The organism is Delftia sp. WSY_22 (assembly GCF_043104185.1).
Classification (GTDB): Bacteria; Pseudomonadota; Gammaproteobacteria; order Burkholderiales; family Burkholderiaceae_C; genus Comamonas; species Comamonas tsuruhatensis.
The window spans coordinates 718590-745108 of the sequence record NZ_JBICKN010000006.1 but is presented as its reverse complement, the minus strand read 5'-3'; the positions used below and the strand labels follow the sequence as shown (position 1 = coordinate 745108).

Annotated in this window: 23 protein-coding genes; 19 read left to right on the top strand and 4 right to left on the bottom strand. The window is 63.8% G+C overall.

Annotated features, from left to right (window positions below):
* The first annotated feature begins 101 nt into the window (after positions 1–101).
* The 4 genes from ACF8NF_RS03995 to ACF8NF_RS03980 all read left to right on the top strand — a co-directional run bounded on the left by ACF8NF_RS03995 (position 102) and on the right by ACF8NF_RS03980 (position 5426).
* Positions 102–2285, top strand: coding sequence for a cytochrome c biogenesis protein ResB (locus ACF8NF_RS03995; protein ID WP_034364832.1), 2184 nt, complete (start codon positions 102–104; stop codon positions 2283–2285).
* Positions 2282–3619, top strand: a complete 1338-nt coding sequence (gene ccsB, locus ACF8NF_RS03990) for a c-type cytochrome biogenesis protein CcsB (RefSeq protein ID WP_209799732.1) — start codon at positions 2282–2284, stop codon at positions 3617–3619. Before ACF8NF_RS03995 ends, ccsB begins: the two co-directional genes overlap by 4 nt.
* Positions 3620–3811: 192 nt before the next feature.
* Positions 3812–4792 (top strand): protein-methionine-sulfoxide reductase catalytic subunit MsrP, encoded by a 981-nt coding sequence (gene msrP / locus ACF8NF_RS03985; protein ID WP_016445533.1) that lies wholly within the window; start codon positions 3812–3814, stop codon positions 4790–4792.
* A 13-nt stretch (positions 4793–4805) separates the two neighbouring features.
* Positions 4806–5426, top strand: a complete 621-nt coding sequence (locus tag ACF8NF_RS03980; RefSeq protein WP_392450067.1) for a sulfite oxidase heme-binding subunit YedZ — start codon at positions 4806–4808, stop codon at positions 5424–5426.
* Here ACF8NF_RS03980 and ACF8NF_RS03975 read toward each other — a convergent pair.
* Together ACF8NF_RS03975 and ACF8NF_RS03970 are read right to left on the bottom strand one after the other, a co-directional pair.
* Positions 5423–6250: an MBL fold metallo-hydrolase gene (locus ACF8NF_RS03975; RefSeq protein ID WP_074921487.1), complete on the bottom strand. Its 828-nt coding sequence runs from the start codon at positions 6248–6250 to the stop codon at positions 5423–5425. The genes ACF8NF_RS03980 and ACF8NF_RS03975 overlap by 4 nt on opposite strands.
* Before the next feature lie 91 nt (positions 6251–6341).
* On the bottom strand, positions 6342–6623 hold the full coding sequence (locus ACF8NF_RS03970; RefSeq protein ID WP_082254145.1) for a lipoprotein: 282 nt from the start codon (positions 6621–6623) through the stop codon (positions 6342–6344).
* Between the two features lie 12 nt (positions 6624–6635).
* Here ACF8NF_RS03970 and cyaY point away from each other — a divergent pair, with 12 nt between their 5' ends.
* The gene (cyaY, locus tag ACF8NF_RS03965) at positions 6636–6974 is read left to right on the top strand and encodes an iron donor protein CyaY (protein WP_017406663.1); all 339 of its coding nucleotides are present in this window, start codon (positions 6636–6638) and stop codon (positions 6972–6974) included.
* Between the two features lie 70 nt (positions 6975–7044).
* On the opposite strand, the gene ACF8NF_RS03960 is transcribed toward cyaY, so the two are convergent.
* Entirely contained in the window at positions 7045–9369 is a 2325-nt protein-coding gene (locus ACF8NF_RS03960) for a penicillin-binding protein 1A (protein WP_017406662.1), read from the bottom strand.
* A gap of 371 nt (positions 9370–9740) precedes the next feature.
* On the opposite strand from ACF8NF_RS03960, the gene ACF8NF_RS03955 reads away from it, so the two are divergent.
* The 11 genes from ACF8NF_RS03955 (at position 9741) to ACF8NF_RS03905 (ending at position 21110) form a co-directional block, all read left to right on the top strand.
* Positions 9741–10820: a pilus assembly protein PilM gene (locus ACF8NF_RS03955; protein WP_026062715.1), complete on the top strand. Its 1080-nt coding sequence runs from the start codon at positions 9741–9743 to the stop codon at positions 10818–10820.
* Entirely contained in the window at positions 10817–11428 is a 612-nt protein-coding gene (locus tag ACF8NF_RS03950; protein ID WP_392450065.1) for a PilN domain-containing protein, read from the top strand. Before ACF8NF_RS03955 ends, ACF8NF_RS03950 begins: the two co-directional genes overlap by 4 nt.
* Positions 11428–12105, top strand: a complete 678-nt coding sequence (locus ACF8NF_RS03945) for a type 4a pilus biogenesis protein PilO (protein WP_212644825.1) — start codon at positions 11428–11430, stop codon at positions 12103–12105. Before ACF8NF_RS03950 ends, ACF8NF_RS03945 begins: the two co-directional genes overlap by 1 nt.
* The gene (locus ACF8NF_RS03940; RefSeq protein WP_026062714.1) at positions 12102–12650 is read left to right on the top strand and encodes a pilus assembly protein PilP; all 549 of its coding nucleotides are present in this window, start codon (positions 12102–12104) and stop codon (positions 12648–12650) included. Before ACF8NF_RS03945 ends, ACF8NF_RS03940 begins: the two co-directional genes overlap by 4 nt.
* Complete coding sequence (gene pilQ, locus ACF8NF_RS03935) at positions 12647–14794, top strand: type IV pilus secretin PilQ (RefSeq protein WP_212644826.1); 2148 nt, start codon at positions 12647–12649, stop codon at positions 14792–14794. Before ACF8NF_RS03940 ends, pilQ begins: the two co-directional genes overlap by 4 nt.
* 23 nt (positions 14795–14817) lie before the next feature.
* On the top strand, positions 14818–16428 hold the full coding sequence (locus ACF8NF_RS03930; RefSeq protein WP_252651414.1) for an Ig-like domain-containing protein: 1611 nt from the start codon (positions 14818–14820) through the stop codon (positions 16426–16428).
* A gap of 8 nt (positions 16429–16436) precedes the next feature.
* A complete protein-coding gene (locus tag ACF8NF_RS03925; RefSeq protein ID WP_174538850.1) occupies positions 16437–16982 on the top strand; it encodes a shikimate kinase in 546 nt (181 codons plus the stop codon).
* Between the two features lie 129 nt (positions 16983–17111).
* On the top strand, positions 17112–18230 hold the full coding sequence (gene aroB / locus ACF8NF_RS03920; RefSeq protein ID WP_074921486.1) for a 3-dehydroquinate synthase: 1119 nt from the start codon (positions 17112–17114) through the stop codon (positions 18228–18230).
* 64 nt (positions 18231–18294) lie between these two features.
* Positions 18295–19473 carry a deoxyguanosinetriphosphate triphosphohydrolase gene (locus ACF8NF_RS03915; RefSeq protein WP_252651416.1) on the top strand — a complete coding sequence of 393 codons (1179 nt, stop codon included), beginning with the start codon at positions 18295–18297 and terminating at the stop codon, positions 19471–19473.
* A gap of 138 nt (positions 19474–19611) precedes the next feature.
* Positions 19612–20232 carry a DUF1415 domain-containing protein gene (locus ACF8NF_RS03910; RefSeq protein ID WP_016445546.1) on the top strand — a complete coding sequence of 207 codons (621 nt, stop codon included), beginning with the start codon at positions 19612–19614 and terminating at the stop codon, positions 20230–20232.
* Positions 20229–21110 carry an SAM-dependent methyltransferase gene (locus tag ACF8NF_RS03905; RefSeq protein WP_017406651.1) on the top strand — a complete coding sequence of 294 codons (882 nt, stop codon included), beginning with the start codon at positions 20229–20231 and terminating at the stop codon, positions 21108–21110. Before ACF8NF_RS03910 ends, ACF8NF_RS03905 begins: the two co-directional genes overlap by 4 nt.
* A gap of 19 nt (positions 21111–21129) precedes the next feature.
* On the opposite strand, the gene ACF8NF_RS03900 is transcribed toward ACF8NF_RS03905, so the two are convergent.
* The gene (locus ACF8NF_RS03900; protein ID WP_047326518.1) at positions 21130–22227 is read right to left on the bottom strand and encodes an MBL fold metallo-hydrolase; all 1098 of its coding nucleotides are present in this window, start codon (positions 22225–22227) and stop codon (positions 21130–21132) included.
* A 194-nt stretch (positions 22228–22421) separates the two neighbouring features.
* Here ACF8NF_RS03900 and ACF8NF_RS03895 point away from each other — a divergent pair, with 194 nt between their 5' ends.
* From ACF8NF_RS03895 to ACF8NF_RS03885, 3 genes are all read left to right on the top strand, one after another.
* Entirely contained in the window at positions 22422–23837 is a 1416-nt protein-coding gene (locus tag ACF8NF_RS03895) for an alkaline phosphatase (RefSeq protein ID WP_034364801.1), read from the top strand.
* Between the two features lie 191 nt (positions 23838–24028).
* On the top strand, positions 24029–25546 hold the full coding sequence (locus tag ACF8NF_RS03890; RefSeq protein ID WP_016445550.1) for an alkaline phosphatase: 1518 nt from the start codon (positions 24029–24031) through the stop codon (positions 25544–25546).
* A gap of 95 nt (positions 25547–25641) precedes the next feature.
* Positions 25642–26439 (top strand): hypothetical protein, encoded by a 798-nt coding sequence (locus ACF8NF_RS03885; RefSeq protein ID WP_392450063.1) that lies wholly within the window; start codon positions 25642–25644, stop codon positions 26437–26439.
* The last annotated feature ends 80 nt before the right edge of the window (positions 26440–26519 follow it).

Sequence of the window (26519 nt, the reverse complement as noted above, 5' to 3'; positions counted from 1 at the left end):
CGGGAACCTATTGCCCTATAGACGCCCCAAGCCAAGCGGGTCCATCGCATGAATGCAGATGGTCCCGCTTTTTTCATTCGGGTTTTGGTTTTTCGCTCTTCATGTCAGACAACTCTTCCGGTGCCGCTCTTGCCTCTCCCCGCCCGCAGGCCGCGCGCGCGATGCTGGAGCTGCTGGCATCGATGCGCTTTGCGATCTCGCTGCTGACGGTCATCTGCATTGCCTCGGTGATCGGCACCGTGCTCAAGCAGCATGAGCCGGTGGGCAACTACGTCAACCAGTTCGGACCGTTCTGGGCCCAGCTGTTTCTTGCGCTCAAGCTCAATGCGGTCTACAGCGCCTGGTGGTTCCTGCTGATCCTGGCCTTTCTGGTGATCAGCACCTCGCTGTGCGTGGCACGCCATGCGCCCAAGTACCTGGCCGATCTGCGCAGCTACAAGGAAAACGTTCGCGAACAAAGCCTCAAGGCCTTCGGCCACCGTGCGCAGAACGTGGTGCCCGGCAGCACCGAGGAAGCCGCCAGGCGCCTGGGCCAGCAGCTGGTGTCGGGCGGCTGGAAGGTGCGGCTGCAGCAGCGCGATACGGCGGCCGGTCCCGGCACGGGCTGGATGCTGGCGGCCAAGGCGGGCGCGGCCCACAAGCTGGGCTACATCGCCGCCCATGGCGCCATCGTGCTGATCTGCCTGGGGGGGCTGTTCGACGGTGACCTCATCGTGCGTGCGCAGATGTGGCTGGGAGGCAAAACACCTTATACCGGCGGTGGCCTGATCTCCGAGGTGTCCGAGCAGCACCGGCTGAGCGAACGCAACCCCACCTTCCGCGGCAACCTGCTGGTGACCGAGGGCGGCACGGCGGGCACGGCCATCCTGTCGCAGTCCGATGGCGTGCTGCTGCAGGAGCTGCCCTTTGCGGTGGAGCTCAAGAAGTTCATCGTCGAGTACTACTCCACGGGCATGCCCAAGCTGTTTGCCAGCGAGGTCGTCATCCACGACAAGGCCACGGGCGAGAAGCTGGAAAAGCGCATCGAGGTCAACCACCCGGCCAGCTACCGCGGCATCGAGATCTACCAGTCCAGCTTTGATGACGGCGGCTCGTCGGTGAAGCTGCATGCCGTGCCGCTGGAGGCCGGGACCAAGCCCTTCGATGTCGAAGGCGTGATTGGCGGCTCCAGCCAGTTCACGCGCAAGCTCGCCGACGGCAAGGACGAGGCGCTGACGCTGGAGTTTGCCGAGCTGCGCACCATCAACGTCGAGAACTTCGGCGGTGCGGGCGGCGCCAGTGGCAGCGCCACCGATGTGCGCAAGGTGGACCTGAAGCAGGCCATCGACGAGCGCCTGGGCGCGGCCCACAAGACCGTGACCAAGAAGGAACTGCGCAACATCGGCCCCAGCATCCGCTACAAGCTGCGCGATGCCGCGGGCCAGGCGCGCGAGTTCCAGAACTACATGCTGCCCGTGGACACGGGCGACGGCCAGCGCGTGTTCCTGCTGGGCGTGCGCGACAACCAGGCCGACGCCATGCGCTATCTGCGCATTCCCGCCGACCCCGAAAGCGAAATGGACACCTTCCTGCGCCTGCGCAGCGCGCTGCAGGATCCCAAACTGCGCGAGCAGGCGGCCCGGGCCTATGTGGCCAAGGCCATCGATTCCTCGCGCTCCGAGCTGAGCGGTGCGCTGGCGCAGTCGGCCACCAAGGCGCTGGAGCTGTTCGCGGGACAGACCGACAAGAAGGGTCCCGATGGCAAGCCGCTGGGCGGGCTGCAGGCCATCTCCGATTTCATGGAAAGCAATGTGCCCGCGGCCGAGCGTGAACGCGCGGGCGAGGTGCTGGTGCGCATTCTCAATGGCGTGCTGTTCGAGATGGCCCAGATCGTGCGGGCCCAGGCCGGCCAGGCACCGCTGGAGCCCAGCGAGCAGACGCAGTCCTTCATGACACAGGCCGTGTTCTCGCTCAGCGACGCGCAGTTCTACCCCGTGCCCATGGTCTTCATGCTGCAGGACTTCAAGCAGGTGCAGGCCAGCGTGTTCCAGGTGGCGCGTGCACCGGGCAAGAACGTGGTGTATCTGGGCTGCCTGTTCCTCATCATCGGCGTGTTCTGCATGCTGTACGTGCGCGACCGCCGCATCTGGATCTGGCTCACGCCCCGCGATGGCCAAAGCCATGCCGAAATGGCCTTGTCCACCAATCGCAAAACGCTCGATGGTGATAGAGAATTCGCCATGCTGGCCGGCAAGCTGATAGGCGCCGAGCCCATCCACAAGAAACCCCCCGGAGGTTCCGCATGAACACCGCCACCACGACGACTTTGACGCTCAACGAGGGCTTCTTCGCCCGCCGCAACTGGTTCGACTGGGTGTTTGCGGCCCTCGTGGCGGCGGGGCTGCTCTATGCGCTGCAGCGCTATGGCGAGTACATGGATGTCTACGAGAAGTGCATCCTGGTCGGCACCATTCCCGCGGCCATCTGGCTGGGCTGGTTCTGGCGCTCGCTGCGGGCGCTGATGCTGGTGGTGGCCGGGCTGTCGCTGCTGGCCATCGGGCTGTACCAGGGGCCGGAGGGGGCGCAGCTGGCGCGCTCGGACACGGTGTTCGGCCTCAAGTACTTCCTGTCCAGCCAGTCGGCCATCCTCTGGATGAGCATGGTGTTCTTCATCAGCACCGTCTTCTACTGGATCGGCATGTTTGCGCGGGGCGAGGGCACGGCGCTGTCGCTGCTGGGCTCGCGCCTGGCCTGGCTGGCCGTGACGCTGGCGCTGGTGGGCACCATGGTGCGCTGGTACGAGAGCTATCTGATCGGCCCTGACGTGGGGCACATCCCGGTCAGCAACCTCTATGAAGTGTTCGTCATGTTCTGCTGGATGACGGCGCTGTTCTATCTGTACTACGAACAGCACTACGACACGCGCGCCCTGGGTGGCTTCGTGATGCTGGTGGTCAGCGCGGCCGTGGGCTTTTTGCTGTGGTACACGCTGGTGCGCGAGGCGCACGAGATCCAGCCCCTGGTGCCGGCGCTCAAGAGCTGGTGGATGAAGCTGCATGTGCCGGCCAACTTCATCGGCTACGGCACCTTCGCGCTGGCGGCCATGGTCTCCTTCGCCTACCTGATCAAGCAGCAGGCCACGGAGACGCGCTGGTACAAGCTCGCCCCGCTGTGGATGCTGGGCGTGGTGCTGTGCTTCGAGCCCATCGTTTTCCGCAAGGGTGCGACCGACAACGGCGGCAGCTACTGGATGGTGTACTTCGGCGTCTCGGCGCTGATCGTGGCCGGCATCCTGCTGGCGCGCAAGCGCATCGCCGAGCGGCTGCCCAGCTTCGAGCTGCTGGACGATGTGATGTACAAGTCCATCGCCGTGGGCTTTGCCTTCTTCACCATCGCCACCGTGCTGGGCGCGCTGTGGGCGGCCGAGGCCTGGGGCGGCTACTGGAGCTGGGACCCCAAGGAAACCTGGGCGCTGATCGTCTGGCTCAACTACGCGGCCTGGCTGCACATGCGCCTGGTCAAGGGCCTGCGCGGCACCGTGTCCGCCTGGTGGGCGCTGGGCGGGCTGGCCATCACCACCTTCGCCTTCCTGGGCGTGAACATGTTCCTGTCGGGACTGCACAGCTACGGCGAGCTGTGATCCGCTGCTGATTCGGACTGCCGCCGAACAAAGGGCTGCATGCGCCGGCGCGCATGCAGCCCTTTTTGTATCCGGCTCTTTTTCATGGCAGTTGAGGCTGGGGCGTAGCATGGAACTTGCGCGGGCCTGCAAGGCTCCCAATCGTCATGCCGCCCGGCACCCATGCCTCAGCAGGCACTTTCGGAGATTCCCATGCTGATCCGCTCCCACGACAACGGCTTCCAACATCCGCAAGGCAGCGAAATCACGCCCCGGGCGAGCTACCTGCAGCGCCGGGCCTGGCTGCAGTACCTGGCCGCAGGTTCGGCCGGTGCCGCCTTGCCGGGCTGGGCGGCAGGCGTGCAGCGCCCCGGCAAGCTGGCGGCGCTGGCTTCCGTGCCTTCGCAGGTGCCGGGCGCGAACTCCATGGAGCGCGTCACCGCCTATGCCGATGCGTCGCAGTACAACAACTTCTACGAATTCGGCCTGGACAAGGACGATCCTGCCAAGAACGCCCACACGCTCAAGACGCGGCCGTGGACAGTGAAGATCGAAGGCCTGGTCCAGCAGCCGCAGACACTGGACCTGGATGCGCTGCTCAAGCTCGCACCGCTGGAAGAGCGCATCTACCGGCTGCGCTGCGTGGAAGGCTGGTCCATGGTGATTCCCTGGGTCGGCTATTCCCTGGCCGAGCTGCTGCGCAAGGTGCAGCCGCTGGGCAGTGCCAAGTACGTGGAATTCGTGACCCTGGCCGACAAGGCGCAGATGCCGGGCCTGCGCAGCGGCGTGCTGGACTGGCCTTACACCGAGGGGCTGCGCCTTGATGAAGCCATGCACCCGCTGACGCTGCTGGCCTTCGGCATGTATGGCGAAGTGCTGCCCAACCAGAATGGCGCGCCCGTGCGGCTGGTCGTGCCGTGGAAATACGGCTTCAAGAGCGCCAAGAGCATCGTTGCCATCCGCCTGACCGACAAGGAGCCGGGCACGGCCTGGAACAAGGCGGCGCGCAACGAGTACGGCTTTTATTCCAATGTGAATCCGGACGTGCCGCACCCGCGCTGGAGCCAGGCCACGGAGCGGCGCATTGGCGAGGATGGCCTGTTCGCCAAGAAGCGCAAGACGCTGCTGTTCAACGGCTACGAAGCCCAGGTCGGCCAGCTCTACACGGGCATGGATCTGAAGAAGTTCTATTGATGCGGCCCATGCAATGACGGTGTTACAGCGCCTTTTGCTGCACCGGGCGGCCAAGCCGCTGGTGTTTCTTGTGTGCCTGCTGCCGTTTGCGTGGCTGCTGGCCGGAGCCATCCTGAACACTCTCGGCGCCAATCCGGCCGAGGCCCTGCTGCGCTCCACGGGGGACTGGACGCTGCGCTTTCTGTGCGTGGTGCTGGCCGTGACACCGCTGCGCCAGGCGCTGGGGCTGACGGCGCTGGCGCGCTTTCGGCGCATGCTGGGCCTGTATGTGTTCTTCTACGCCGTGCTGCACCTGCTGTGCTATGCGTGGTTCGACATGGGGCTGGACTGGGGCGAGATCGTGCTCGACATCCCCAAGCGCCCGTTCATCCTCGTGGGCTTTGCGGCCCTGCTCTTGCTGACCGCGCTTGCCGCCACATCGCCGCACCGTGTGCTCCGGGCCATGGGCGCAAAGCGCTGGCAATGGCTGCACCGCTGCATTTATGCGGTGGCGCCGCTGGCCCTGCTGCATTTCTTCTGGATGCGCGCGGGCAAGAACAACTTCGCCGAGGTCGGCGTATACGCCGCCATTCTTGCGCTGCTGCTGGGCTGGCGTGTGGCCCATGCACTGCGCCGCCGGCGCGCCAGAGGCTAGCCGGCGACGGCGCGCAGGGCAGGGCGCAGCTGGCGGGTGACGGGGTCGATGTCCGCCATGGGCAACTGGTAGTTGCGCTGGTCGAACAGATCAATGCCGCACTGCAGGCCTTCCAGCCAGTTGAACAGGTCGGCAATCGCCTTGGCGCCCATGATGGGCGCGCCGTGCTGGGGCACGATCATGTCGATGGGCAGCTGGCGCGCCATCTGCACCCACAGCCGCAGGATCTTGTTGGAGACCATGTAGCGGCGGTGAAAGCCTTCCATGCGCACGATGTGCGGCACCAGATCGGTCACCGGCACCTGTGCCTCGATGCCGTTCATCAGGGACACGCCCAGGTCGCCCGTAAACAGGATGCGGCTGACGGGATCGTAGAAGTGGAAGTTGCCCTCGGCATGCAGGAAGTGGGCGGGCAGCAGGTGCAGCTCATGGCGGCCCAGCGGCAGCCGGCCGCCGGCGTCCGGCACGCCGATCACGCGGTTCTCGGTCTTGCCGACCTTGGTGAAGTGGGGCGCGAAGCGCTCCCAGATGCGCGAGATCACCAGCTGGGCCTTGGTGCTGGTCATCCAGCGATCCAGCGAGGCAATGATGTCGGGATCGGCGTGGGAGGCAATCAGATAGGAAAGCTTGTGCGGCGCGAAATGCCGAGACATGCCCATGAACAGCTCGTTGAACGCGAGATTGCCGCCCGGATCGATGATGGCGCCCGTGTCGTCATCGACGATGAGGAACTGGTTGGCCTGGATGGCCTGTCCATCTTCCTCGATGAGGTCGGTGAACATCAGGCAGGCGTGGTTTTTGTCTCGGTAAAGCTCTACGGGCATGGCGGGTTGTCGAGGGACAAGATGCGGTCACTCTAAGCGCCATGCCATGCAGCGGGGTTGACGTGCATCAAGCCGCAGTGCGGCTGCCGCGTCAGTCGGCCTGTGGCCTGCGGGAGTCCGAGGCGCCCGTGGGCGTGGAGCTTTCCTCGACGGCTGCATTGGAGGGGCCGGTCGGCAAGGTGGTGGGCGCCGGTGCGGGCGTTGCCCGCTCGGCCGGGCTGGAGATGCCCAGGGTCTGCGGCAGCGTGGCGCGGTGGCTGGCGGCTGGCGAGCTGGGCAGGAACAGAGGCCCCTTCTGCCCACAGGCCGCAAGGGACGCCGCACAGGCCCCAAGGGCAATGCACCTGACTAGAATTTGCGAGGCTTTCAACATAAGCGAATTGTAATGACCGACCAAGAATTTCTGGACCTTGCCGAACGACTGCTGCTGGCGGTGGAGCAAGACTGCGATCGCATCAACGATGAAACCGATGCCGACCTCGATGCCCAGCGCGTGGGAGGCATGGTGACCCTGGTCTTTGCCAACCGCAGCCAGATCGTGATCAACCAGCAAAAGCCGCTGCACGAGATCTGGCTGGCCGCCAAGGCCGGCGGCTTCCACTACCGCTACGACGCGTCGCAGGGCGCCTGGCTCGATACCAAGGGCGCGGGCGAGTTCTTCGCCAACCTGAGCCGCTACGCCACCGAGCAATCGGGCCTGGCGCTGCAGTTCTCGGCGCGCTGAGACCCCGGCTTTCGGCTGGCTCCAAAAGAAAAGCCCGGCATGGCCGGGCTTTCTTGCGTGGTCGACCGCCTCAGTTGCGGAACAGGTCGAGGATGCGGTTGCGCTCCTCGGTGGCGGGCGGGGGCGTGGCGCCTGCGGCGCTGCCCGTGGATGCACTGTCCATGCCCAGGCTGCTGACGCCGCCGTTGCGCGCGTTTTCCTCGTAGTACCACTCGCCGCCCATGTTCACGACGCCGGGCGGCACGGGCATCTCGGCCACGGGAACGCCCTTGAGCGCGTGCTGCATGAAGCTGATCCAGATCGGCAGGCTCAGGCCGCCGCCGGTCTCGCGGCTGCCCAGGTTGCGCGGCGTGTCGTAGCCGATCCAGGATACGGCGGCCAGCGTGGGCTGGAAGCCCGCAAACCAGGCATCCACCGAATCGTTGGTCGTGCCGGTCTTGCCATACAGGTCGGGGCGCTTGAGCGTGGACTGCGCGCGCGCTGCCGTGCCCACGCGCGCCACGTCCTGCAGCAGGCTGTCCATGATGAAGGCGTTGCGCGCGTCGATGGCCTGGGGCAGTTCCTGCACCGGGGGCGGTGTGAATTCGGACAGGATGCGGCCCTTGTGATCGGTGACGCGGGAAATCAGCCAGGGATTGACGCGGTGGCCGCCGTTGGCGAACACGGAGTAGCCGGCCGCCAGCTGCAGCGGCGTGACGGCACCTGCGCCCAAAGCCATGGTCAGGTAGGCCGGGTGCTTGGCGGCGTCAAAGCCGAAGCGCGTGACCCACTCCTGGCCCTGCTTGGGGCCCACGGCCTGCAGCAGCCGGATGGAGATCATGTTCTTGGACTTGTTCAGGCCCGTGCGCATGGTCATCGGCCCGTCGTAGCGGCTGTCGTAGTTCTTGGGCTCCCAGGGCTGCCCCCCCGTCACGCCCGCACTGAAGAACAGCGGCGCGTCATTGATCATGGTGGAGGGCGAGAAGCCCTTTTCCAGCGCCGCGGAGTAGATGAAGGGCTTGAAGGCCGAGCCGGGCTGGCGCCAGGCCTGGGTCACATGATTGAACTTGTTCTTCTGGAAGTCGAAGCCGCCGATCAGGGCGCGCAAGGCGCCCGTCTGGGGAACCAGGGCCACGAAGGCGCCTTCCACCTCGGGCAGCTGCGTGATTTCCCAGGTGTTCTTGGGCGTCTTGACCACGCGGATCACGGCGCCGGGACGTATCTTGATGTTGGGCGGTGCCTTGGGGTTCAGGCCCGATTCGGCAGGCTTGAGGCCTTCGCCCGTGATCTCGATCTGCTCGCCGTCGGCACGGGCCGCCAGGATCTTGCGCGGGTTGGCATCCAGCACCACGGCGGCGAGCACGTCTCCGTTGTCGGGGTGGTTGGCCAGGGTGTCGTCGATGGCGTCTTCACGGTCCTCGGCGTCGGCGGGCAGGGCCACGAACTTCTCGGGGCCGCGGTACTTCTGGCGGCGCTCGTAGTCCATGATGCCGCGGCGCAGCGCGGCGTAGGCGGCTTCCTGTTCGCCGGCATTGATGGTGGTGTAGACGTTCAGGCCGCGCGTGTAGGCCTCGTTGCCGTACTGGGCAAAGATCAGCTGGCGCGCCATTTCGGCCACGTACTCGGCATGCACCCGGGTGTTGAAGGAGCCTGTGCGGATCTTCAGCGGCTCGGCCTTGGCTTCAGTGGCCTGGGCCGCCGTGATGAAGCCGTTTTCCTCCATGCGCTCGATGATGTAGAGCTGGCGCGAGCGGGCGCGCTTGGGGTTGCTGATCGGGTTGTAGGCCGACGGCGCCTTGGGCAGGCCGGCCAGCATGGCCGCTTCGGCGACGGTGATGTCCTTCAGTGGCTTGCCGAAATAGGCTTCACAGGCGGCGGCAAAGCCATAGGCCCGATTTCCCAGATAAATCTGGTTCATGTAGATCTCGAGAATCTGGTTTTTGCTCAGCAGATGCTCTAGCTTGAAAGTCAGTAAGACTTCGTAAATTTTGCGTGTAAAAGTTTTCTCGGAAGACAGATAGACATTGCGTGCCACCTGCATGGTGATGGTCGATGCGCCCTGGCTTTTCACGCGGCCCAGATTGGCCAGCGCGGCGCGGGCCATGCCCTTGTAGTCGACGCCACCGTGCTCGAAAAAGCGGGTGTCTTCAATGGCCAGCACCGCGTCGGTCATCACTTTGGGGATGTCCTGAATGGGCGTCAGCGTGCGCCGCTCCTCGCCGAACTCGCCCAGCAGGGCGCCTTCGCTGGAGTACACGCGCAGCGGCAGCTTGGGTCGGTAGTCGGCCAGCTCGGACACGTCGGGCAGGTTGGGGTAGGCCATGGCCAGGGCCACGGCCACCGTCAGCATCAGGGCCAGCGCGCCGGCGACGGCGATGCCCGCCAGCCATAGCAAGGCCTTGGGAAACCAATGCATGGGCTTGGACGGAGCGGAGCGAGGCTTTCCAGCCTGGGGTTCTCGGGAGTCTGAGGACGGCATGTCGCAGGGAGTGCTGAGGAGTGCCGCATTATAAAAATGCGTTCCCCAGGGGGTCGGTAGGAGGCGGCTGCACACGGTTGCCAGCATGGCCGCAAGCCTCGCATCCTAAGCCAGGCGTACAGGCCGACATGCAAGCAGGGGTGCATTCCTGTCGCATTTGATGGCCCGCAACAATGTCTGTTTTTGGCCACTACCGTCAACCATGCTCCGGCAGGCATGGTGAGTTGCGCGCAGTCTTGCTGATAGCATTCAACCTATATGTGAAGGTTTGTTGCGTTCTTTACATACACAAGAAGAGGGAGGGCAAGTTGATTGCTATGGGATCCTTATTCAGTCGCCAGCCCGCACCTTTGCTAGGCATCGACATCAGTTCTTCGAGCGCCAAGCTCGTTGAGCTGTCTCGTGCCAGGTCGGGCGAACTGTTGCTGGAGCGCTGTGCCATCGAGCCGCTGGAGCGGGGATGGATTACGGATGGCAACATCGAAAAGTTCGACGAAGTGGCAGAGGCTGTACGGCGGCTGGTCAAAAAAAGCGGCACGCGGACCAAGAACGTGGCCATGGCATTGCCGGCTTCGGCCGTGATCACCAAGAAGATTTCGCTGCCCGACGGCATGAGCGAGCAGGAACTGGAGGTCCAGGTCGAATCCGAGGCCAATCAGTACATTCCTTTTTCGCTCGACGAAGTGAGTCTGGACTTCTGTGTCATAGGCCCGTCATCGAATTCGCCTGGCGACGTGGATGTGCTCATTGCCGCCTCCCGCCGCGAAAAGGTGCAGGACCGCCAGGGTCTGGCCGAGGCGGCCGGCCTCAAGCCGATGGTCATCGACATCGAGCCCCATGCCTCCCGCATGGCCGCCGGACGGTTGATCGAGCGCCTGCCCAATCAGGGCAACAACGCTTTGGTGGCGCTGTTCGAGGTAGGCGCCATGACGACCAGCATGCAGATCCTGCGTGACGACGAGGTGCTGTATGACCGTGACCAGGCCTTTGGTGGCGCCCAGCTGACGCAGCTGATCGCGCGCCAATATGGTTTCTCCCTCGAAGAGGCCGAGTCCAAGAAGCGCAACGGCGAACTGCCGGAGGACTACGCCTCCGCCGTGCTCAAGCCCTTCGTGCAGAGCATGACGCAGGAAGTGTCGCGTGCACTGCAGTTCTTTTTCACCAGCACGCCCCACAACCGCATAGACCACATCCTGCTGGCTGGCGGCTCGGCACCGCTTTCCGGCCTGTCGGAGGCCATCACGCAGCAGACCGGATTTGCCTGCAGCCTTGCCAATCCCTTCGATGGCATGGAAGTCGGCAGCGGCGTGCGCCTCAAGCGCATGTCGCGCGAGGCCCCCGCCTATCTGACCGCCTGCGGTCTGGCCATGCGGAGGTTTGTGTCGTGATCCTGATCAATCTGCTTCCTCACAGAGAAGCCACACGCAAGCGACGCAAGGAAGCATTCCAGGCCACCATGGTTCTTTCGGCCCTGATAGGGGTTTTGATCATTGGTGCTGTCTACTGGTGGTACCAGATGATGATCGAAGCCCAGCAGGCAAAGAACAGCATGCTGCGCACCGAGATCACGGTGCTGGAGTCCCAGATCAAGGAAATCGCCGGGCTGGAGGATGAAATCACGGCCCTGCGCGCCCGGCAAAAGGCCGTGGAAGACCTGCAGTCCGATCGCAATCTGCCGGTGCACATGCTCAACGAGCTGGTGGCCCAGCTGCCCGATGGCGTCTACATCACCAGTATCAGGCAGGAAGGTCTGGCCGTGACCATGCTGGGCACGGCACAGTCCAATGAGCGGGTGTCCGAGATGCTGCGCAATCTGTCCGAGGGAACGCCCTGGATCTCCAAGCCGGAACTGGTGGAGATCGTGGCCAGGACGGTCAACGTCACGCCCAAGGACCAGCGCCGTGCTGCAGCGTTCAATCTGCGCTTCCAGCTCACGCGCGCCAGCGTTGCAGAGAAAGGCCTTCCGACGGCAGCCAACCCAGGAAAGTCCCAGTGATGGCCAAGAAGAAAAAGAACGACATCGACTTCTCCGCACTGCAGGAGAACATCCAGCGCCAATTCCGTGGTCTTGATCCCAATGATCCTTCGCGGTGGCCCTTGCTGCCGCGTTTTCTGTTGTGCGTTGCCATTGCGTTGGGCGTCGCCGCCTTGCTCTGGTACGTACTGATCAAGGACTATGAGGACACGCTGGAGCAGGAGCGCAACACCGAAGTCACGCTGCGCCAGGACTTCAGCCAGAAGCTGTCCAAGGCGGTCAGCCTGGATGGCCTGAAGAAGCAGCGTGAACAGGTGCAGCAATATGTGACACAGCTGGAAAAGCAGTTGCCCAGCAAGGCGGAAATGGCTGCGCTGCTCTCGGATATCAACCAGGCCGGATTGGGGCGCAGCCTTCAGTTTGAAACGTTCCGCCCCGGGGCAATGGTGGTCAAGGAGTACTACGCCGAGCTGCCCATTGCTTTGAAGGTCACAGGGCGATTTCATGACATCGGTTCATTCGCTTCCGACGTGGCCTACCTGTCGCGCATCGTGACCTTGAACAACTTGTCGATTGTCCCTGTGGGCAAGGAGGGCAGCGAGGTCTTGAGCATGGAGGCGACGGCGCGAACCTTCCGCTACCTGGATGCCGAGGAAGTGCAGGCGCAACGTGCGGCCGCCGGGAAGGGCAAGAAATGAGGCAAATGCGTTTTCGCGGCTGGCTTGTGCTGGCCGCCTGTCTGTCGCTGGTGGCGTGCACTTCATCCGAGCATGAGGAATTGCAGACCTGGATGGCGCAGGAGCGTGCCAATGCAAAGCCTCGCGTCAAACCATTGGAAGAGCCGAAGTTATTCACGCCTCAGGCCTACCTGGGTTCGGAGGGGATGGATCCCTTCAACCCTTTGAAGCTGATGCAGGTGTTGCGCAGAGAGTCCGTGCAGTCCAACGCGAATACCAGCTTGATGGCTGCAGAGCTCAACCGCCGCAAGGAGCCGCTGGAAGCAGAGCCCCTGGATGCAATGACCATGGTGGGCAGCCTGGACAAGAAGGGTGTGCCCACGGCCTTGATCAGAGTCGGAACATTGCTGTATCAGGTCCGTGCAGGAAATTACCTGGGCCAGAACTACGGAAAGATCACCCGGATCACGGAGACTTCCATCCAGTTGCGCGAAATCGTCCAGGATGGCAGCGGCGACTGGATAGAAAGAAATAGCACACTGGAGTTGCAGGAGGGAAGGAAATGATGGGCACACATCGCAGCATGTCTCACAAAGCTCGCTGGGGAATCGCCTTGGGCGGTTGGTTGCTGGGCTCCTTTGCATGGGCGCAGTCCGCGATAGAGTCGGTCTCCGGTTCCATCCAGGGGGGCACTGAGGTGGTGCGCATCGAGCTTTCCGAAGCGCTGGCTGCGGACCCGACCGGATTTGCGATCCAGTCGCCTGCGCGGATCGCACTGGATTTTCCTGGCGCAACCAATGCCACGGGCAAATCGATGGTCGAACTCAACCAGGGCAACCTGCGTTCCATCAATATCGTGGAAGCCTCTGGCCGTTCCCGGCTGGTGCTGAATTTGAAATCGGCGACTTCCTACCGCACTGAACGCCAAGGCAAGGCGTTGCTGATCCTGCTGGATCCTGTGGCTGCATCTGCTGCGGTGAAGCCTTCTGCACAGCAGGGTGTGTTTGAAGCCAAGACAGCCGTCGGTAGCGATGTCCAACCCATTAGGGATGTTGATTTCCGTCGTGGCAGCGATGGCTCGGGCCGCATCGTCGTGGGATTGAGCAATAGCCAGGTTGGCGTGGATCTGCGCCGCGAAGGCAAGGAACTTGTCGTCGATTTTCTGCGTTCTTCCCTGCCTGAAGGCTTGCGCCGCAAGCTGGATGTTGCGGATTTCGGAACCCCGGTGCAGACAATCTCTTCGGTGCAGCAGGGGGAATCCGTGCGCATGCGTATCGCTCCCGTCGGCGACTGGGAGCACAGCGCCTACCAAAGCGACAGCCAGTTTGTGATCGAGGTCCGCCAGAAAAAGGTGGATGTGAGCAAGCTCACGCAGGGTCCCGGCTACAGCGGTGAAAAGCTGTCCCTGAATTTCCAGAACATCGAAGTGCGGTCCCTGCTGCAGGTGATTGCCGACTTCACGAACTTCAACATCGTGACCTCGGATACGGTTTCCGGGGCGCTGACCCTGCGTCTGAAGGATGTTCCCTGGGACCAGGCGCTGCAGATCATCATGGATGCCAAGGGCCTGGGCATGCGCAAGTCGGGCTCGGTGCTCTGGATTGCGCCCAAGGATGAGATCGATGCGCGCACCAAGCGTGACTATGAAGCCGCGATGGAAATCCAGAAACTGGAGCCGCTGCGCACCCAGGGCTTTCAGCTGAACTATGCGAAGGCGGCCGATATCCTGTTGCAAATTACGACGAACACCAGCTCTGCCGGGGCTGGCGGAACTGCGACGAGATTTCTGTCCGAGCGCGGGTCCGCAATCTCCGAGCCTCGAACCAACCAACTCTTTGTGACGGACACCCCTGCAAAGCTTGAGGCGATGAAGGCATTGCTGGCCACGCTGGATGTGCCAGTGCGGCAAGTGCTCATTGAAGCGCGTATTGTGGAAGCCCGTGACACGTTCGGTCGTGCCCTGGGGGTACGCCTCGGCGGCGGGGACTTGCGTGCCCAGCGTGGTGGTGATGGTGGCTACAGCATCGGCGGTGACAATCGTGTTGTCTTCGGTACGGGGTTCGATAACGCAAATGCTTCCGCCGGTGCTGGAGGCACGGTCAACACTTCGGGCAGCTTCGTGAATCTTCCTGCCTCTGTGGCAGGTGTTGCAGGGTCTGGCACGTTTGCCATGTCCATCTTCAATGCTGCAGCCAATCGCTTCCTTACGCTGGAGCTTTCGGCAATGGAGGCCGATGGACAAGGCAAGATCATTTCAAGCCCTCGTCTCATGACCGCTGACCAGACCAAGGCGCTGATCGAGCAGGGTACTGAATACCCATATTCAGTCACTGCACCCAACGGAGCGACCACCATAGCCTTCAAGAAGGCGGTGTTGAAACTGGAAGTTACGCCGCAAATAACTCCTGAAGGCGATATCATCCTGGATCTGGATATCAACAAGGATTCTCGCGGTGAAACAACGACCCAGGGGGTTGCTATTGATACCAAGCATATCAAGACGCAGATCCTGGTGCAAAACGGTGGCACTGTGGTGATTGGCGGTATTTTTGAGTTGGAAGAAACCAATCAGGAAAACAAGATTCCTTTGTTGGGTGATGTACCTGTTCTGGGTAATCTTTTCAAGAGCCGCTCCAGGGCCTCTTCCAAGAGAGAAATGCTGGTATTCATTACACCAAAAATGATTTCTGATAGCGCTGCAAAACGCTGAGTGAAAATTTAGGGAGATATTTGATGAAGAAAATATGGTTGGCTACTTTGACGGCCTTTGCTCTGGTTGGGTGCGGGGGGGGAGGAGGGAACCCGGGGACACCTGGAGGAGGTACGGGGGGCGGTACGACACCGGATGTAGCCAGTGTCGAGTTCCTTCTCGACAAGACTGTTGTCGCCAATTCGGGAAGCGACTCCGCTACCTTGACGGTCACAGCATTGTCCGCGAGCAGGAATCCTGTAGCCAATGCGCCTGTCTCCGTTGTGCTGGATTCGGGTGTTTTTACACCCAACGCCAATGTGACGGATGCCTCTGGCCGTGTTACTGGAAAGATAGAGATCGGTGGTGATCGTTCCAACCGGGATATCCGCTTCAACCTGAAGGCTGGTAATCAGTCGGGGACAGGTGTTGTGGCTGTCACCGGCAGCCAGATCGCCTTGACTGTGGTTCCCTCTGCTCCTTCGCCGGGACAACCAGTGGAGGTCACGGCAAAAATCTCGGATGCGAATGGCGCAGGAATTTCTGGCATTCCTGTTGTGCTTTCCGGATCGGTTCTCAGTGCTGCGGTGACGGCCCAGACGGACACATCTGGCGTGGCGAAGTTTGCAGCATTCAATGCACCAGGCACTGCCCAGATCTACTCTCTGCAAGCCAAGGCTTCAGGAGTGGTCTCGAACGAGCAGATCACTGTGGCAGGCGGCGCTGCCCAAGTTCCTGACGCGGTGGGCGTGGTCAGTGCGGCGAGCCTGTCCATTGTGCCGAATACCGTCAAGCCAAATCTGGATGGCGGTCGCACCAATATGGCGCAATTGCGAGCCCTGTTCCTGGATAAGGACAATCGCGCGATTCCAAATATGCGAGTCCGCTTTGAGATCGTTCCGCCTGGACTGGGCTCTGGGGAAGCTATCTCGACAGGTAGTCAATCCGTGATATCCAATGCCAGCGGAGTTGCCTTGGCGCAATATATTCCTGGCGCGCGTATCAGCCCGACAGATGGGGTCAGCATCCGCATGTGCTATGGCAGTTCTGACGCAGCTGTGTCCAATGGGAAATGCCCCAATTCGCGTATCAGTACGCTGACTGTTGCCAGCGAACCTGTCTCCATCACTATCGGCGACAACAATGAGTTGGAAAAAGGTGCCAATAACCTCACCTATATCAAGAAGTTTGATGTGGCCGTTGCCAATGCTGCTGGTGAGGCCGTTGCGGATGCGGATGTTTCAGTAAGCGTGGATATTCTGCGATACGGATTTGGTAGCTATGACAACGTCAAGAATTCACACGTCGCTGGATCCGGTTTTTGCTTGAATGAGGACATCAATCGCAATGGAAATCTGGACAGCGGTGAAGACGCCAATGGCGATGGCCGCTTGACGCCGCCCAAGGCAGACATCGTGGTTTCCTATTTCAATGGCCGCAAAACGGGAGCCAATGGCCGCGTGATCGTGCAGACGGAATATCCGCAGAACGTAGCCACCTGGCTGATCTACAAGCTGACGGTGAGCTCCAATGCGGCTGGTTCCGAAGGTCGTGCCGAGCGCCTCTTTGTGACCTCGTTCGTCGAGGGCGACCAGAAGAACGGCTCCTTCCTGACCTCGCCTTACGGAGTGACATCCGTCTGCCTGCCCGAGTGAACAAGTCGGTGAATCCCGATCAAGGTCCTGCCTCGCTCCGTGCACCGGTGGTGGCCCTGATCGGCCTGCCCGGCTCCGGCAAATCGACCATAGGGCGCCAGCTGGCGCGCCTGTGGTCGATGCGTTTTGTGGATTCGGACCATGTGATCGAGCAGCGCCTGGGCTGCAGCATCCGGGAGTTTTTCGAGCGTGAGGGCGAGCAGGCTTTTCGCGACATGGAGTCGCAGGTCATTGATGAGCTGTCGGCCTCCACATCCAGCCTGCTGTTGTCCACGGGCGGCGGCGTGGTGCTGCGCGAGCAAAACCGCCGCCATCTGCATGAGCGCACCCAGGTCTTCTACCTGGATTGCACGCCAGAGGATATCGCCGCACGGCTGCGCAACGATGTGACGCGGCCCTTGCTGCAGGTGGAGGATCCGGCGTTGCGCCTGCGCGAGTTGCTGTTGCAGCGCGAGCCCCTGTATCTGGAGACGGCGCACTTCGTGATCCAGACATCCGGCCTGTCTGTGGCGCAGGCCGCCCAGCGCATACGCATGCAGGCGGAACTGGCCTGAACGCTGCCTGCTGGAACACCAAAGGCCTCGGCACTTGCCGGGGCCTTTTTCTTTAAGATCGGCAGTTGCCGGGCGCGCTGCCGTGTCGCGGAAACCTTTTCATTCTTTCTCCCCTGGAGCGACATCATCTTGCCCCACGCCTCCTCCTCGCCTGCTGCCCAGGTCGTGACCATTGACCTGGGTGAGCGCTCCTATCCGATTGCCATCGGCACCAGCCTGCTGGACCAGGCAGCCACCTATGCCGCGCTGCCTTCTGCGGCACAGGCCGTCATCGTCAGCAACGATGTGGTCGCACCGCTCTATGAGCCCGCACTGCGCCGCGTGCTGGAGCAGCGCTACCGCAGCGTGCGGACCGTGGTGCTGCCCGATGGCGAGGCCCACAAGGACTGGCAGACGCTGAATCTGATCTTCGATGACCTGCTGTCCGGTGGCTGCGACCGCAAGACCGTGCTGTTCGCGCTGGGCGGCGGCGTCATTGGCGACATGACGGGCTTTGCTGCCGCCAGCTACATGCGCGGCGTGCCCTTCGTGCAAGTGCCCACCACGCTGTTGTCGCAGGTGGACTCGTCGGTGGGCGGCAAGACTGCCATCAACCATCCGCTGGGCAAGAACATGATCGGCGCCTTCTACCAGCCGCAGCTGGTGGTTTGCGACCTGGCCTCGCTGGACACGCTGCCCGCGCGCGAGCTGAGCGCCGGCCTGGCCGAGGTCATCAAGTACGGGCCCATCGCCGACATGGACTTCCTGGCCTGGCTGGAGGAGAACATGGACGCCTTGCTTGCCCGCGACCGCACTGCACTGGCGCACGCGATCAAGCGCAGCGTGGAGATCAAGGCCTGGGTCGTGGGGCAGGACGAGAAAGAGGCTGGGCTGCGCGCCATTCTCAATTTCGGCCACACCTTCGGGCATGCGATCGAAGCCGGCATGGGCTACGGCAACTGGCTGCACGGCGAAGGCGTGGGCGCCGGCATGGTCATGGCGGCCGAGCTGTCGCAGCGCCTTGGCCTGGTGGATGCCGCCTTTGTGCAAAGGCTGCGCGTGCTGATCGAACGTGCGGGCCTGCCGGTGCGCGGCGCCGTGCTGGATGAGCGTGACAACGCTGACCGCTATCTGGAGCTGATGCGCGTGGACAAGAAGTCCGAGGCGGGCGAGATCCGCTTCGTTCTCATTGACGGGCCGGGAAAGGCCGTCATGCGCTCGGCGCCCGATGCCTTGGTGCGCGAAGTCATAGACGCCTGCTGCGCCTGACGCGCGGCGCTGTGGGCAAGCCGGAACTGCTAGAGTGCCCTTGTCAGCATGATGAGGCGATCGAATGCAGAAACAGGCCCTGGCCCCCTATGCCTGCAACCCGGCGTTCAGCCGGGGGCGGCGTTTCCCGGAGGCGCCTGCGCCCACGCGCAGCGACTTCCAGCGCGACCGGGACCGCATCGTCCATTCCTCGGCCTTCCGGCGCCTGGTCTACAAGACCCAGGTCTTCGTCAACCATGAGGGCGACCTGTTCCGCACCCGCCTGACGCACTCGCTGGAAGTGGCCCAACTGGGCCGCTCGGTGGCCCGGTCGCTGCAACTGGACGAGGATCTGGTCGAGGCCATCTGTCTGGCCCACGACCTGGGCCACACCCCCTTCGGCCATGCGGGCCAGGACGCGCTCAATGCCTGCATGAAGCCGCATGGCGGCTTCGAGCACAACCTGCAAAGCCTGCGCGTGGTGGACCGGCTGGAAGAGCGCTATCCAGCCTTTGACGGCCTGAACCTGAGCTTCGAGACGCGCGAGGGCGTTCTCAAGCATTGCTCGCGCACCAATGCCGAGCACCTGGAGGCGCGCGAGCCCGGCGGGGTGGCGCAGCGTTTTCTGCTGGGCCGGCAGCCTTCGCTGGAGGCCCAGCTGTGCAACCTGGCCGATGCCATTGCCTACAACGCCCATGACGTGGACGATGGCGTGCGCTCCGGCCTGATCACCATGCCCCAGCTGTGCGAGGCTGTTCCCCTGTTCGCGCGCTATCACGACGCAACACTGGCCGAGCATCCTCAACTGGGCATGCCCCTGGCCGAGCGGCGCCTGCTGTACGAAAGCATCCGCCGCATGCTCAGCGATCAGGTCTATGACGTGATCGCCGCCACGCAGCAGCGCATTGCGCAGGCGCGGCCCTGTTCGGTGGACGAGGTGCGCGCCCAGCCTGGCCCTCTGGTGGGCTTCAGCGATACCATGAGGCAGCAGTCGCAGCAGCTCAAGCAGTTCCTGTTCCGCAATCTCTACCGCCATGAGCAGGTGGTGAAGACCATGGAAGGCGCGCAGCAGGTGGTGGCCGAGCTGTTTGCGGCCTACATGGTCGAGCCCGACCGCATGAAGCCGCGCTTCGTGCAGCGGGCCATGCTGGCCGAGGACGTATCGGCGCGTGCGCGGGTGGTGGCCGACTTCATCGCCGGGATGACGGACCGCTACGCGGCCCGCGAGCATGAGCTGCTGACAGGCCTGCGCCTGCTGGGCTGAGAAATCCGAGCAACGGCGTCGCCGGGGCGGCGCGGCTAGAATGCGGACCCTGCGTGACAGGGCAGGGAAGGGTTCCTGGACGGTTTCGCAATGTCTGGGGGCGCAGTGCCCCCGTTCGCATTTTTGAAGGGCACAGCCATGACCGATACCAACCACGAGATTCGCGCGGCCGAGTTTCCGCCTGTCACCGTGATCGAGGATACGGTGCACTGGCTCGAAAAGGCCGTGATCGGCCTGAACCTGTGCCCCTTCGCCAAGGGCGTGCACATCAAGGGCCAGATCCACTACACGGTCAGCCAGGCCACCGACGCCGAAGGCGTGGCGGCAGACCTGCACCGCGAGCTGGAAGCCCTGGCCGAGGCCTCCCCGGACAAGCGCGACACCACGCTGCTGATCCTGCCGCACGCATTGCAGGACTTCCTGGACTTCAACGACTTTCTCGAAGTGGCCGACGCCATGGTCGAGGAGCTGGACCTGGGCGGCATACTGCAGGTGGCCTCGTTCCACCCGCAGTTCCAGTTCGAGGGCACCGAAGCCGACGACGTCACCAACTGCACCAACCGCTCTCCCTATCCCACGCTGCACCTGCTGCGCGAGGACAGCATAGACAAGGCGGTCGAGGTGTTCCCCGAAGCCGAATCCATCTACGAGCGCAACATGGAGACGCTGGAGAAGATCGGCATCGAAGGCTGGCTGGACCTGGGTGTGGGCGCGCGCTGCCCTATGGCGCACGCAGCCAAGCCGGGCGCTGCCGAATGAAGGCGCGCCAGGGCAAGCCTGCCGCAAAGCCCGAGCAGGATGTGACCGCGCAGCTGGGCCTCAAGCCCGGCCAGTCCATTGAACTGCTCAAGGCACTGCACATCCTCACGCGCGAAGGCAAGATCAACCAGGATTCGCGCCGCAAGCTCAAGCAGGTCTACCACCTCTACCAGTTCATCGCGCCCATCCTCGAAGAACTGTCGGCCGACGGCCATGCGGTCACCCTGGCCGACCACGGCGCCGGCAAGTCCTACCTGGGATTCATCCTCTACGACCTGTATTTCAAGCCGCTGGGGCGCGGCCATATCTACGGCATAGAAACGCGCGCGCCGCTGGTGGAGGCTTCGCAGAAGCTGGCTGCCGAGCTGGGCTTCGAGCGCATGGGCTTCCTCAACATGTCGGTGGCCGAGTCCACGCATGCCGACTTCATGCCTGCGCAATTCGACGTGGTCACGGCCCTGCACGCCTGCGACACCGCCACCGACGACGCCATCGCCTTCGGCCTGGAGAAGAAGGCCAAGGCCATGGTGCTGGTGCCCTGCTGCCAGGCCGAGGTCGCAGCCTGCCTGCGCCAGACCAAGGCGCTGAGCCTGACGCGCACGCCGCTGGCCGAACTGTGGCGCCATCCCATACACACCCGCGAAATGGGCAGCCAGCTCACCAACGTGCTGCGCTGCCTGTACCTGGAGGCCTGCGGCTACCAGGTCACCGTGACCGAGCTGGTGGGCTGGGAGCACAGCATGAAAAACGAACTGATCATTGCGCGCTACACGGGGCAGAAAAAGCGCAGTGCGGTCGAGCGCATGCGCGCCATCCTGGCGGAGTTCGGCCTGCAGGATGCGATGGCACAGCGCTATCCGCTGCTGCAGGCAGCCTGAGCCGGCTGCCGCTGCAGTCTCAGGCCCCCGCCACGGCGCGGTACCAGGCGATGCCATCGGCATCGATGCTGCGCTTCACCTGCCCCGCATGCATCAAATGATTCAGGCAGGCCAGGCTTTCGCCCGTGGCCATGCCCAGCAGGGCGGGGCTGGATTCGCTGATCGGGCGTGAGAAGAGGGCGCCGAAGACATCGACGGCGCGACGCGGCTCGGCCAGGGCGGCCAGCAGCCGGTCGCTGGCACGCTCCTGGCCTGCCACCAGCGAATCGATGCGCGCATGCAGGCCGCGAAAGCAATCGCCGTGCGCGGGCAGGACGAGCACATCGTCGGGCACTTCGCGCCTGACCTTTTCCAGAGACTCCATCCAGTCGGCCATGGGGTTGGCGTCGGGTTCCATGGGGTGGACCGAGACGTTGGACGAGATGCGCGGCAGCACCTGGTCGCCCGAGATCAGCAGCTTGAGATCGGGGCAGTACAGGCTGGCGTGCTCGGGCGAGTGGCCGCTGCCGACCACCACGCGCCACAGGTGTTTTCCTATGCGCAGTTCCTCTCCATCGTGCAGGCGGCGGTAGCTGTCGGGCAGGGCATGGATGTGCTTGCCGAAGTTGCCGAAGCGGGCGCGGTAGGACTCCAGTGCGCTGTCGCTCCAGCCTGCGCGGCGGTAGAAGGCGATGGCGTCGGGCGGGGCCTCGCGGCTGCAGTCCGAGACCACGACGCGGCAGTTGAGGTACTCCAGGCGCGTCATGTACAGGGGCACATGGAACTTGCGCGTCAGCCATCCGGCCAGGCCCACATGGTCGGGGTGCATGTGGGTGACGAAGACGCGCGTCAGCGAGCGGCCATCGGTGGATTGGGAGAACAGCGCGCGCCAGGTGGCCACGCCTTCGTCGGTGCGCGCACCCGTATCGACGATGGCCCAGCCCTGGCCGTCATCGATGGCCCAGAGATTGATGTGGTCCAGCGCATAGGGCAGGGGCATGCGCAGCCAGAGCACGCCGGGCGCCACCTCCAGCGTCTGCCCGCGCTGCGGCGGCGCCTCGAACGGGTAGTCGAGCACCGGCCTGGGCGGCGCTTCCGGGGCCTGCGAGGCGTTCGGGTCTTGGGCTGTCTGGTTCATGGGGTTCCTTGTTCCGTCGCTGGGTTGGCCGCAATGCTATCCGGCCCTCAGCGCCTTGCCTGCAACGATACGCCTGCCGGCCTGGGCTGACTGTCACTGGCTCGTCACGGGCTGTTCCTACAGTGCACAAATCAATCAACAGGGGGAGGGCGCGGCCTTGCCGCGGGGTCCCCTGCCTACAGAGGGATATCCGCATGAAACTGAAGATGTTGTGCAGCGCGCTGGCCGGTGCGTCGCTGCTGTTGAGCGCCTGTGGCGGCAGCGATGGATCGTCCGCTGCCACCCCGACCAAGAACGTGCTGTTCTTCCTGGGTGACGGCATGGGCATCACCACCATGACCGCCGCGCGCATCTACAGCGTGGGCGAAGACGGTGAGCTGACCATGGACAAGCTGCCCGAGACGGCCTTCGTCCACACCTTCTCGAACGACGCCCAGGTGACGGACAGCGCACCCTCGATGGCCGCCTACATGACCGGCGTGAAGATGAACAACGAAGTCATCTCCATGACGCCCGACACCAAGGCCACGGATGCCAGCGGCAAGGCCTATCACACCAACTACGACAGCACCTGCCCCAGCGGCAACGGCCAGGCCGTTCCCACGCTGCTCGAGCAGATGAAGTCCGCCGGCTACGGCACGGGCGTGGTCTCCACCGCGCGCATTACGCATGCCACGCCGGCAACCACCTATTCGCATGTCTGCCACCGCGATGCGGAGAACACCATCGCCGCGGCCCTGGTGCCCGGCGGATCCGGCTACAACAGCAAGCTCGGCGACGGCGTGGACGTGATCCTGGGCGGTGGCTCGTACTACTTCACGCCCAAGGCCGACGGCGGCCGCCGCAACGACAGCCGCAACCTGATCGCCGAGTTCAAGACGCAAAAGTACAGCTACGCCGCCAACAAGAGCGAGTTCGACAAGCTGCCCGTGGACGGCAGCAAGATCGCCGGCCTGTTCACCAAGGACCACATGGCCTATGACCTGGACCGCGACGCGACCAAGGAACCGAGCCTGGCCGAGATGACGGGCAAGGCCATCGACGCGCTGTCGGCCAAGAAGAAGGGCTTCTTCCTGATGGTGGAAGGCGGCCGCATCGACCATGCGCTGCACGCCACCAACGCGCGCCGCGCGCTGCAGGATACCGTGGCCTTCGACAACGCCATCCAGACCGCGCTGGACAAGATGGCCAAGCTCGATCCGGGCCTGAAGAACACGCTGATCGTCGTCACAGCCGACCATGACCACACGCTGCACCTGAACGGCTATGCCGCGCGCACCGGCAAGACCGAGGCCGGCAAGCCCGGCGTGCTGGGCCTGGTCAAGAACTACGTGGACGGCAAGGCCTCCACCGATGTGGATGGCAATCCCTACACCATCCTGGGCTTCGGCAACGGTCCCAAGCGCCTGGCCACGCGCGGCCCCATCGACGCGGCTTCGCTGGAGAGCCCCGACTACCTGCAGGAGGCCGTGGTGCCCCTGGCCTCCGAAACCCACGGCGGCGGCGACGTGTTCCTGGGGGCTCAAGGCATGGGTGCCGATACGTTCTCGGGCGTGATCGACAACACGGCCGTGTTCAACCTGATCAAGAAGAGCATCGGCTTGCAATGAAACACCCCCTGAGCGACTGCGTCGCTTCCCCCTCTCTCGCTTCGCGGGAGGGGGACGACGCCCTCGCTGCGGGGCGGCCCTTGCTCGGCGTCCGCCGCCTGGGCCACGCCGGTTTCATGCGGTCCTAGCACGCTGTACGACCAGGGTCTTGTACCGCAATCAAGGCATTCAAAGTATTCAAGGAATTCCACATGCATCCGATCCTCCAAAAGACCTCCCTCGCCCTGGCGGCGGCCGGCGCGCTGGCGCTGCTGGCGCCTGCAGCCCATGCGGCTGGCGAGGCCAAGAACGTCATCTTCTTCCTTGGCGACGGCATGGGCCCGGTCACCGTGACCGCCGCGCGCATCTACAAGGGTGAAAAGCAGCTGGCCGAAAAGGCCGGCTCCCTGGCCAGCAGCGAACGCGCCACGCTGACCATGCAGTCCCTGCCCTACGCCAGCCGCATCAAGACCTTCTCGCGCGATGGCCAGACCACGGACAGCGCGCCCTCGATGGCCGCCTACATGACCGGCGTGAAGATGAACAACGAAGTCATCTCCATGTCGGCCGAGACCATGGCCTACGCGGCCAACGGCCAGCAGTACATCAACGGCGAGGACACCACCTGCCCGGCCGGCAACGGCCAACCCGCGCAGACCCTGCTGGAACTGTCCAAGGCCAAGGGCCGCGCCGTGGGCGCCATCTCCACCACGCGCGTGGGCCATGCCACGCCTGCGGCCACCTATGCCCATATCTGCAACCGCAATGGCTACAACAGCATTGCCGAGCAGTCCGTGCCCGGGCATGCCAACTACAACGCCAGGCTGGGCGACGGCATCGACGTGCTCATGGGTGGCGGCCAGCGCAACTACCTGCCCAAGTCGGTCAACCCCAGCAGCAAGCGCACGGACACGGCCAACCTCGTGGACATGATGAAGGCCAAGGGCTACGCCTATGTCGCCAAGGGCAGCGAGCTGGCGGCCCTGGACGCGACCAAGGCGCCCAAGCTGCTGGGCCTGTTCACGCAAAGCGAAATGGCCTACGAGCTGGATCGCGTCAAGCAAAGGCTGGACGAGCCCAGCCTGTCCGACATGACCGGCAAGGCGCTGGATGTGCTCAGCCGCAACGACAAGGGCTTCTTCCTGATGGTGGAAGGCGGCCGCATCGACCACGCACTGCACGGCACCAATGCCAAGCGCGCGCTGGAAGACACGCTGGCCTTCGACCGCGCCATCGAGACCGCCATGGCCTACATGGAAAAGAAGGATCCGGGCCTGAAGAACACGCTGATCGTCGTCACCGCCGATCACGACCACAACATGGTGTTCAACGGCTACTCCAGGATCGGCAACCCCATCCTGGGCAAGGTGCAGGACTACCAGAGCGGCCAGATGGCCAAGGCCCAGGACGGCAAACCCTACACCACGCTGGCCTTCGGCAATGGCGGACGTCCCAACGCCACGGCCTCCAGCCAGGTCAATGCCGAAGATGGCAACAAGCCCTGGATCGCGCCCACGCGCGGCGCTGAGCGCCAGGACCTCAGCGGCGTGGACACCACGGACGACAACTACCTGCAGGAGGTGGGCCTGAACCTGGGCACGCCGGGCTCCGAGACCCATGGCGGTGGCGACGTGATGCTGTTCGCCGGCGGCGCGGGAGCCAGGATCTTCAAGGGCACGATGGACAACACCAAGGTGTTCTCCAAGGTCCGCGAAGCCGCTGGCCTGTAATTGTTTTCTCCTTCGTTGGCTGCTTGCCAACCCCTGGCCGGAGCCGTGGCGCATGCGTGTGCCCGGCCCCGGTTTTTTCGCATTGGCTGGATTCCATGACGCTCTCCCTTCCGGCGCCGCGCGCGGCGCGCCACATCTACGCGGCCGCGCTGCTGGCCTGTTCCGTCTCCGCAGCATGGGCCGCCGAGCCAGCCAAGGCGGCGGCACCCGTACCCACGGCCGCAGTCCCCGCGGATTCCGTGGCGCGCACCACGGCCGCCGTACAGGCCACGCCCGAGGCCGACCTGCGCATCACCTACGAAGCCATGAGCGTGGGCAGCGACGGCGTGCAGCGCAGCAGCGTCTATACCAACCGCGTCTACCGCCGCAAGGCCCAGCTATGGATAGAGCGCGAAATGCCCGCCGCCCTGCGCCAGAGCCAGGAGCACGGCCATGACCACGCCCACGGCCCGCACGCCGGCCACGCCCATGACGAAGCCCGCGCCGCACCCCTGTCCATCCGCCGCGCCGATGACGGCAAGGTGGGCGTGGAAGTCATCCTGGCCAAGCTGCGCCGCGTCATCAGCGTGGACCTGGCCCACCACGGCAACGTGGGCTACGGCGGCTCCTTCGACAACGTCTACTGGATCGTGCCACCCACCGCGCTGCAGGGCATGGAGCGCGTGGGCAAACCGCACAACGGCGTGCAGCGCTACCGCGGCACGGCCAATGAACAGACCACCGTCATCGACTGGGACGTGGCCAACCAGTTCGCCCGCCGCGTGGAGCGCAGCGACTCCCACGGCACCGAGCGCATCGTCGTCACCGCCACCAAGCTGCCCGCACCGCTGGCCCAGCCCTGGAAGGCCATCGAAGGCTACGACAAGGGTGACTACTCCGATCTGCTGGATTGAAATGATTACCCCCTGAGTCGCTTCGCGCCTTCCCCGTTGCACGGCGCCCCTGAAGGGGGACGACACCCTCGGTGCGGTGC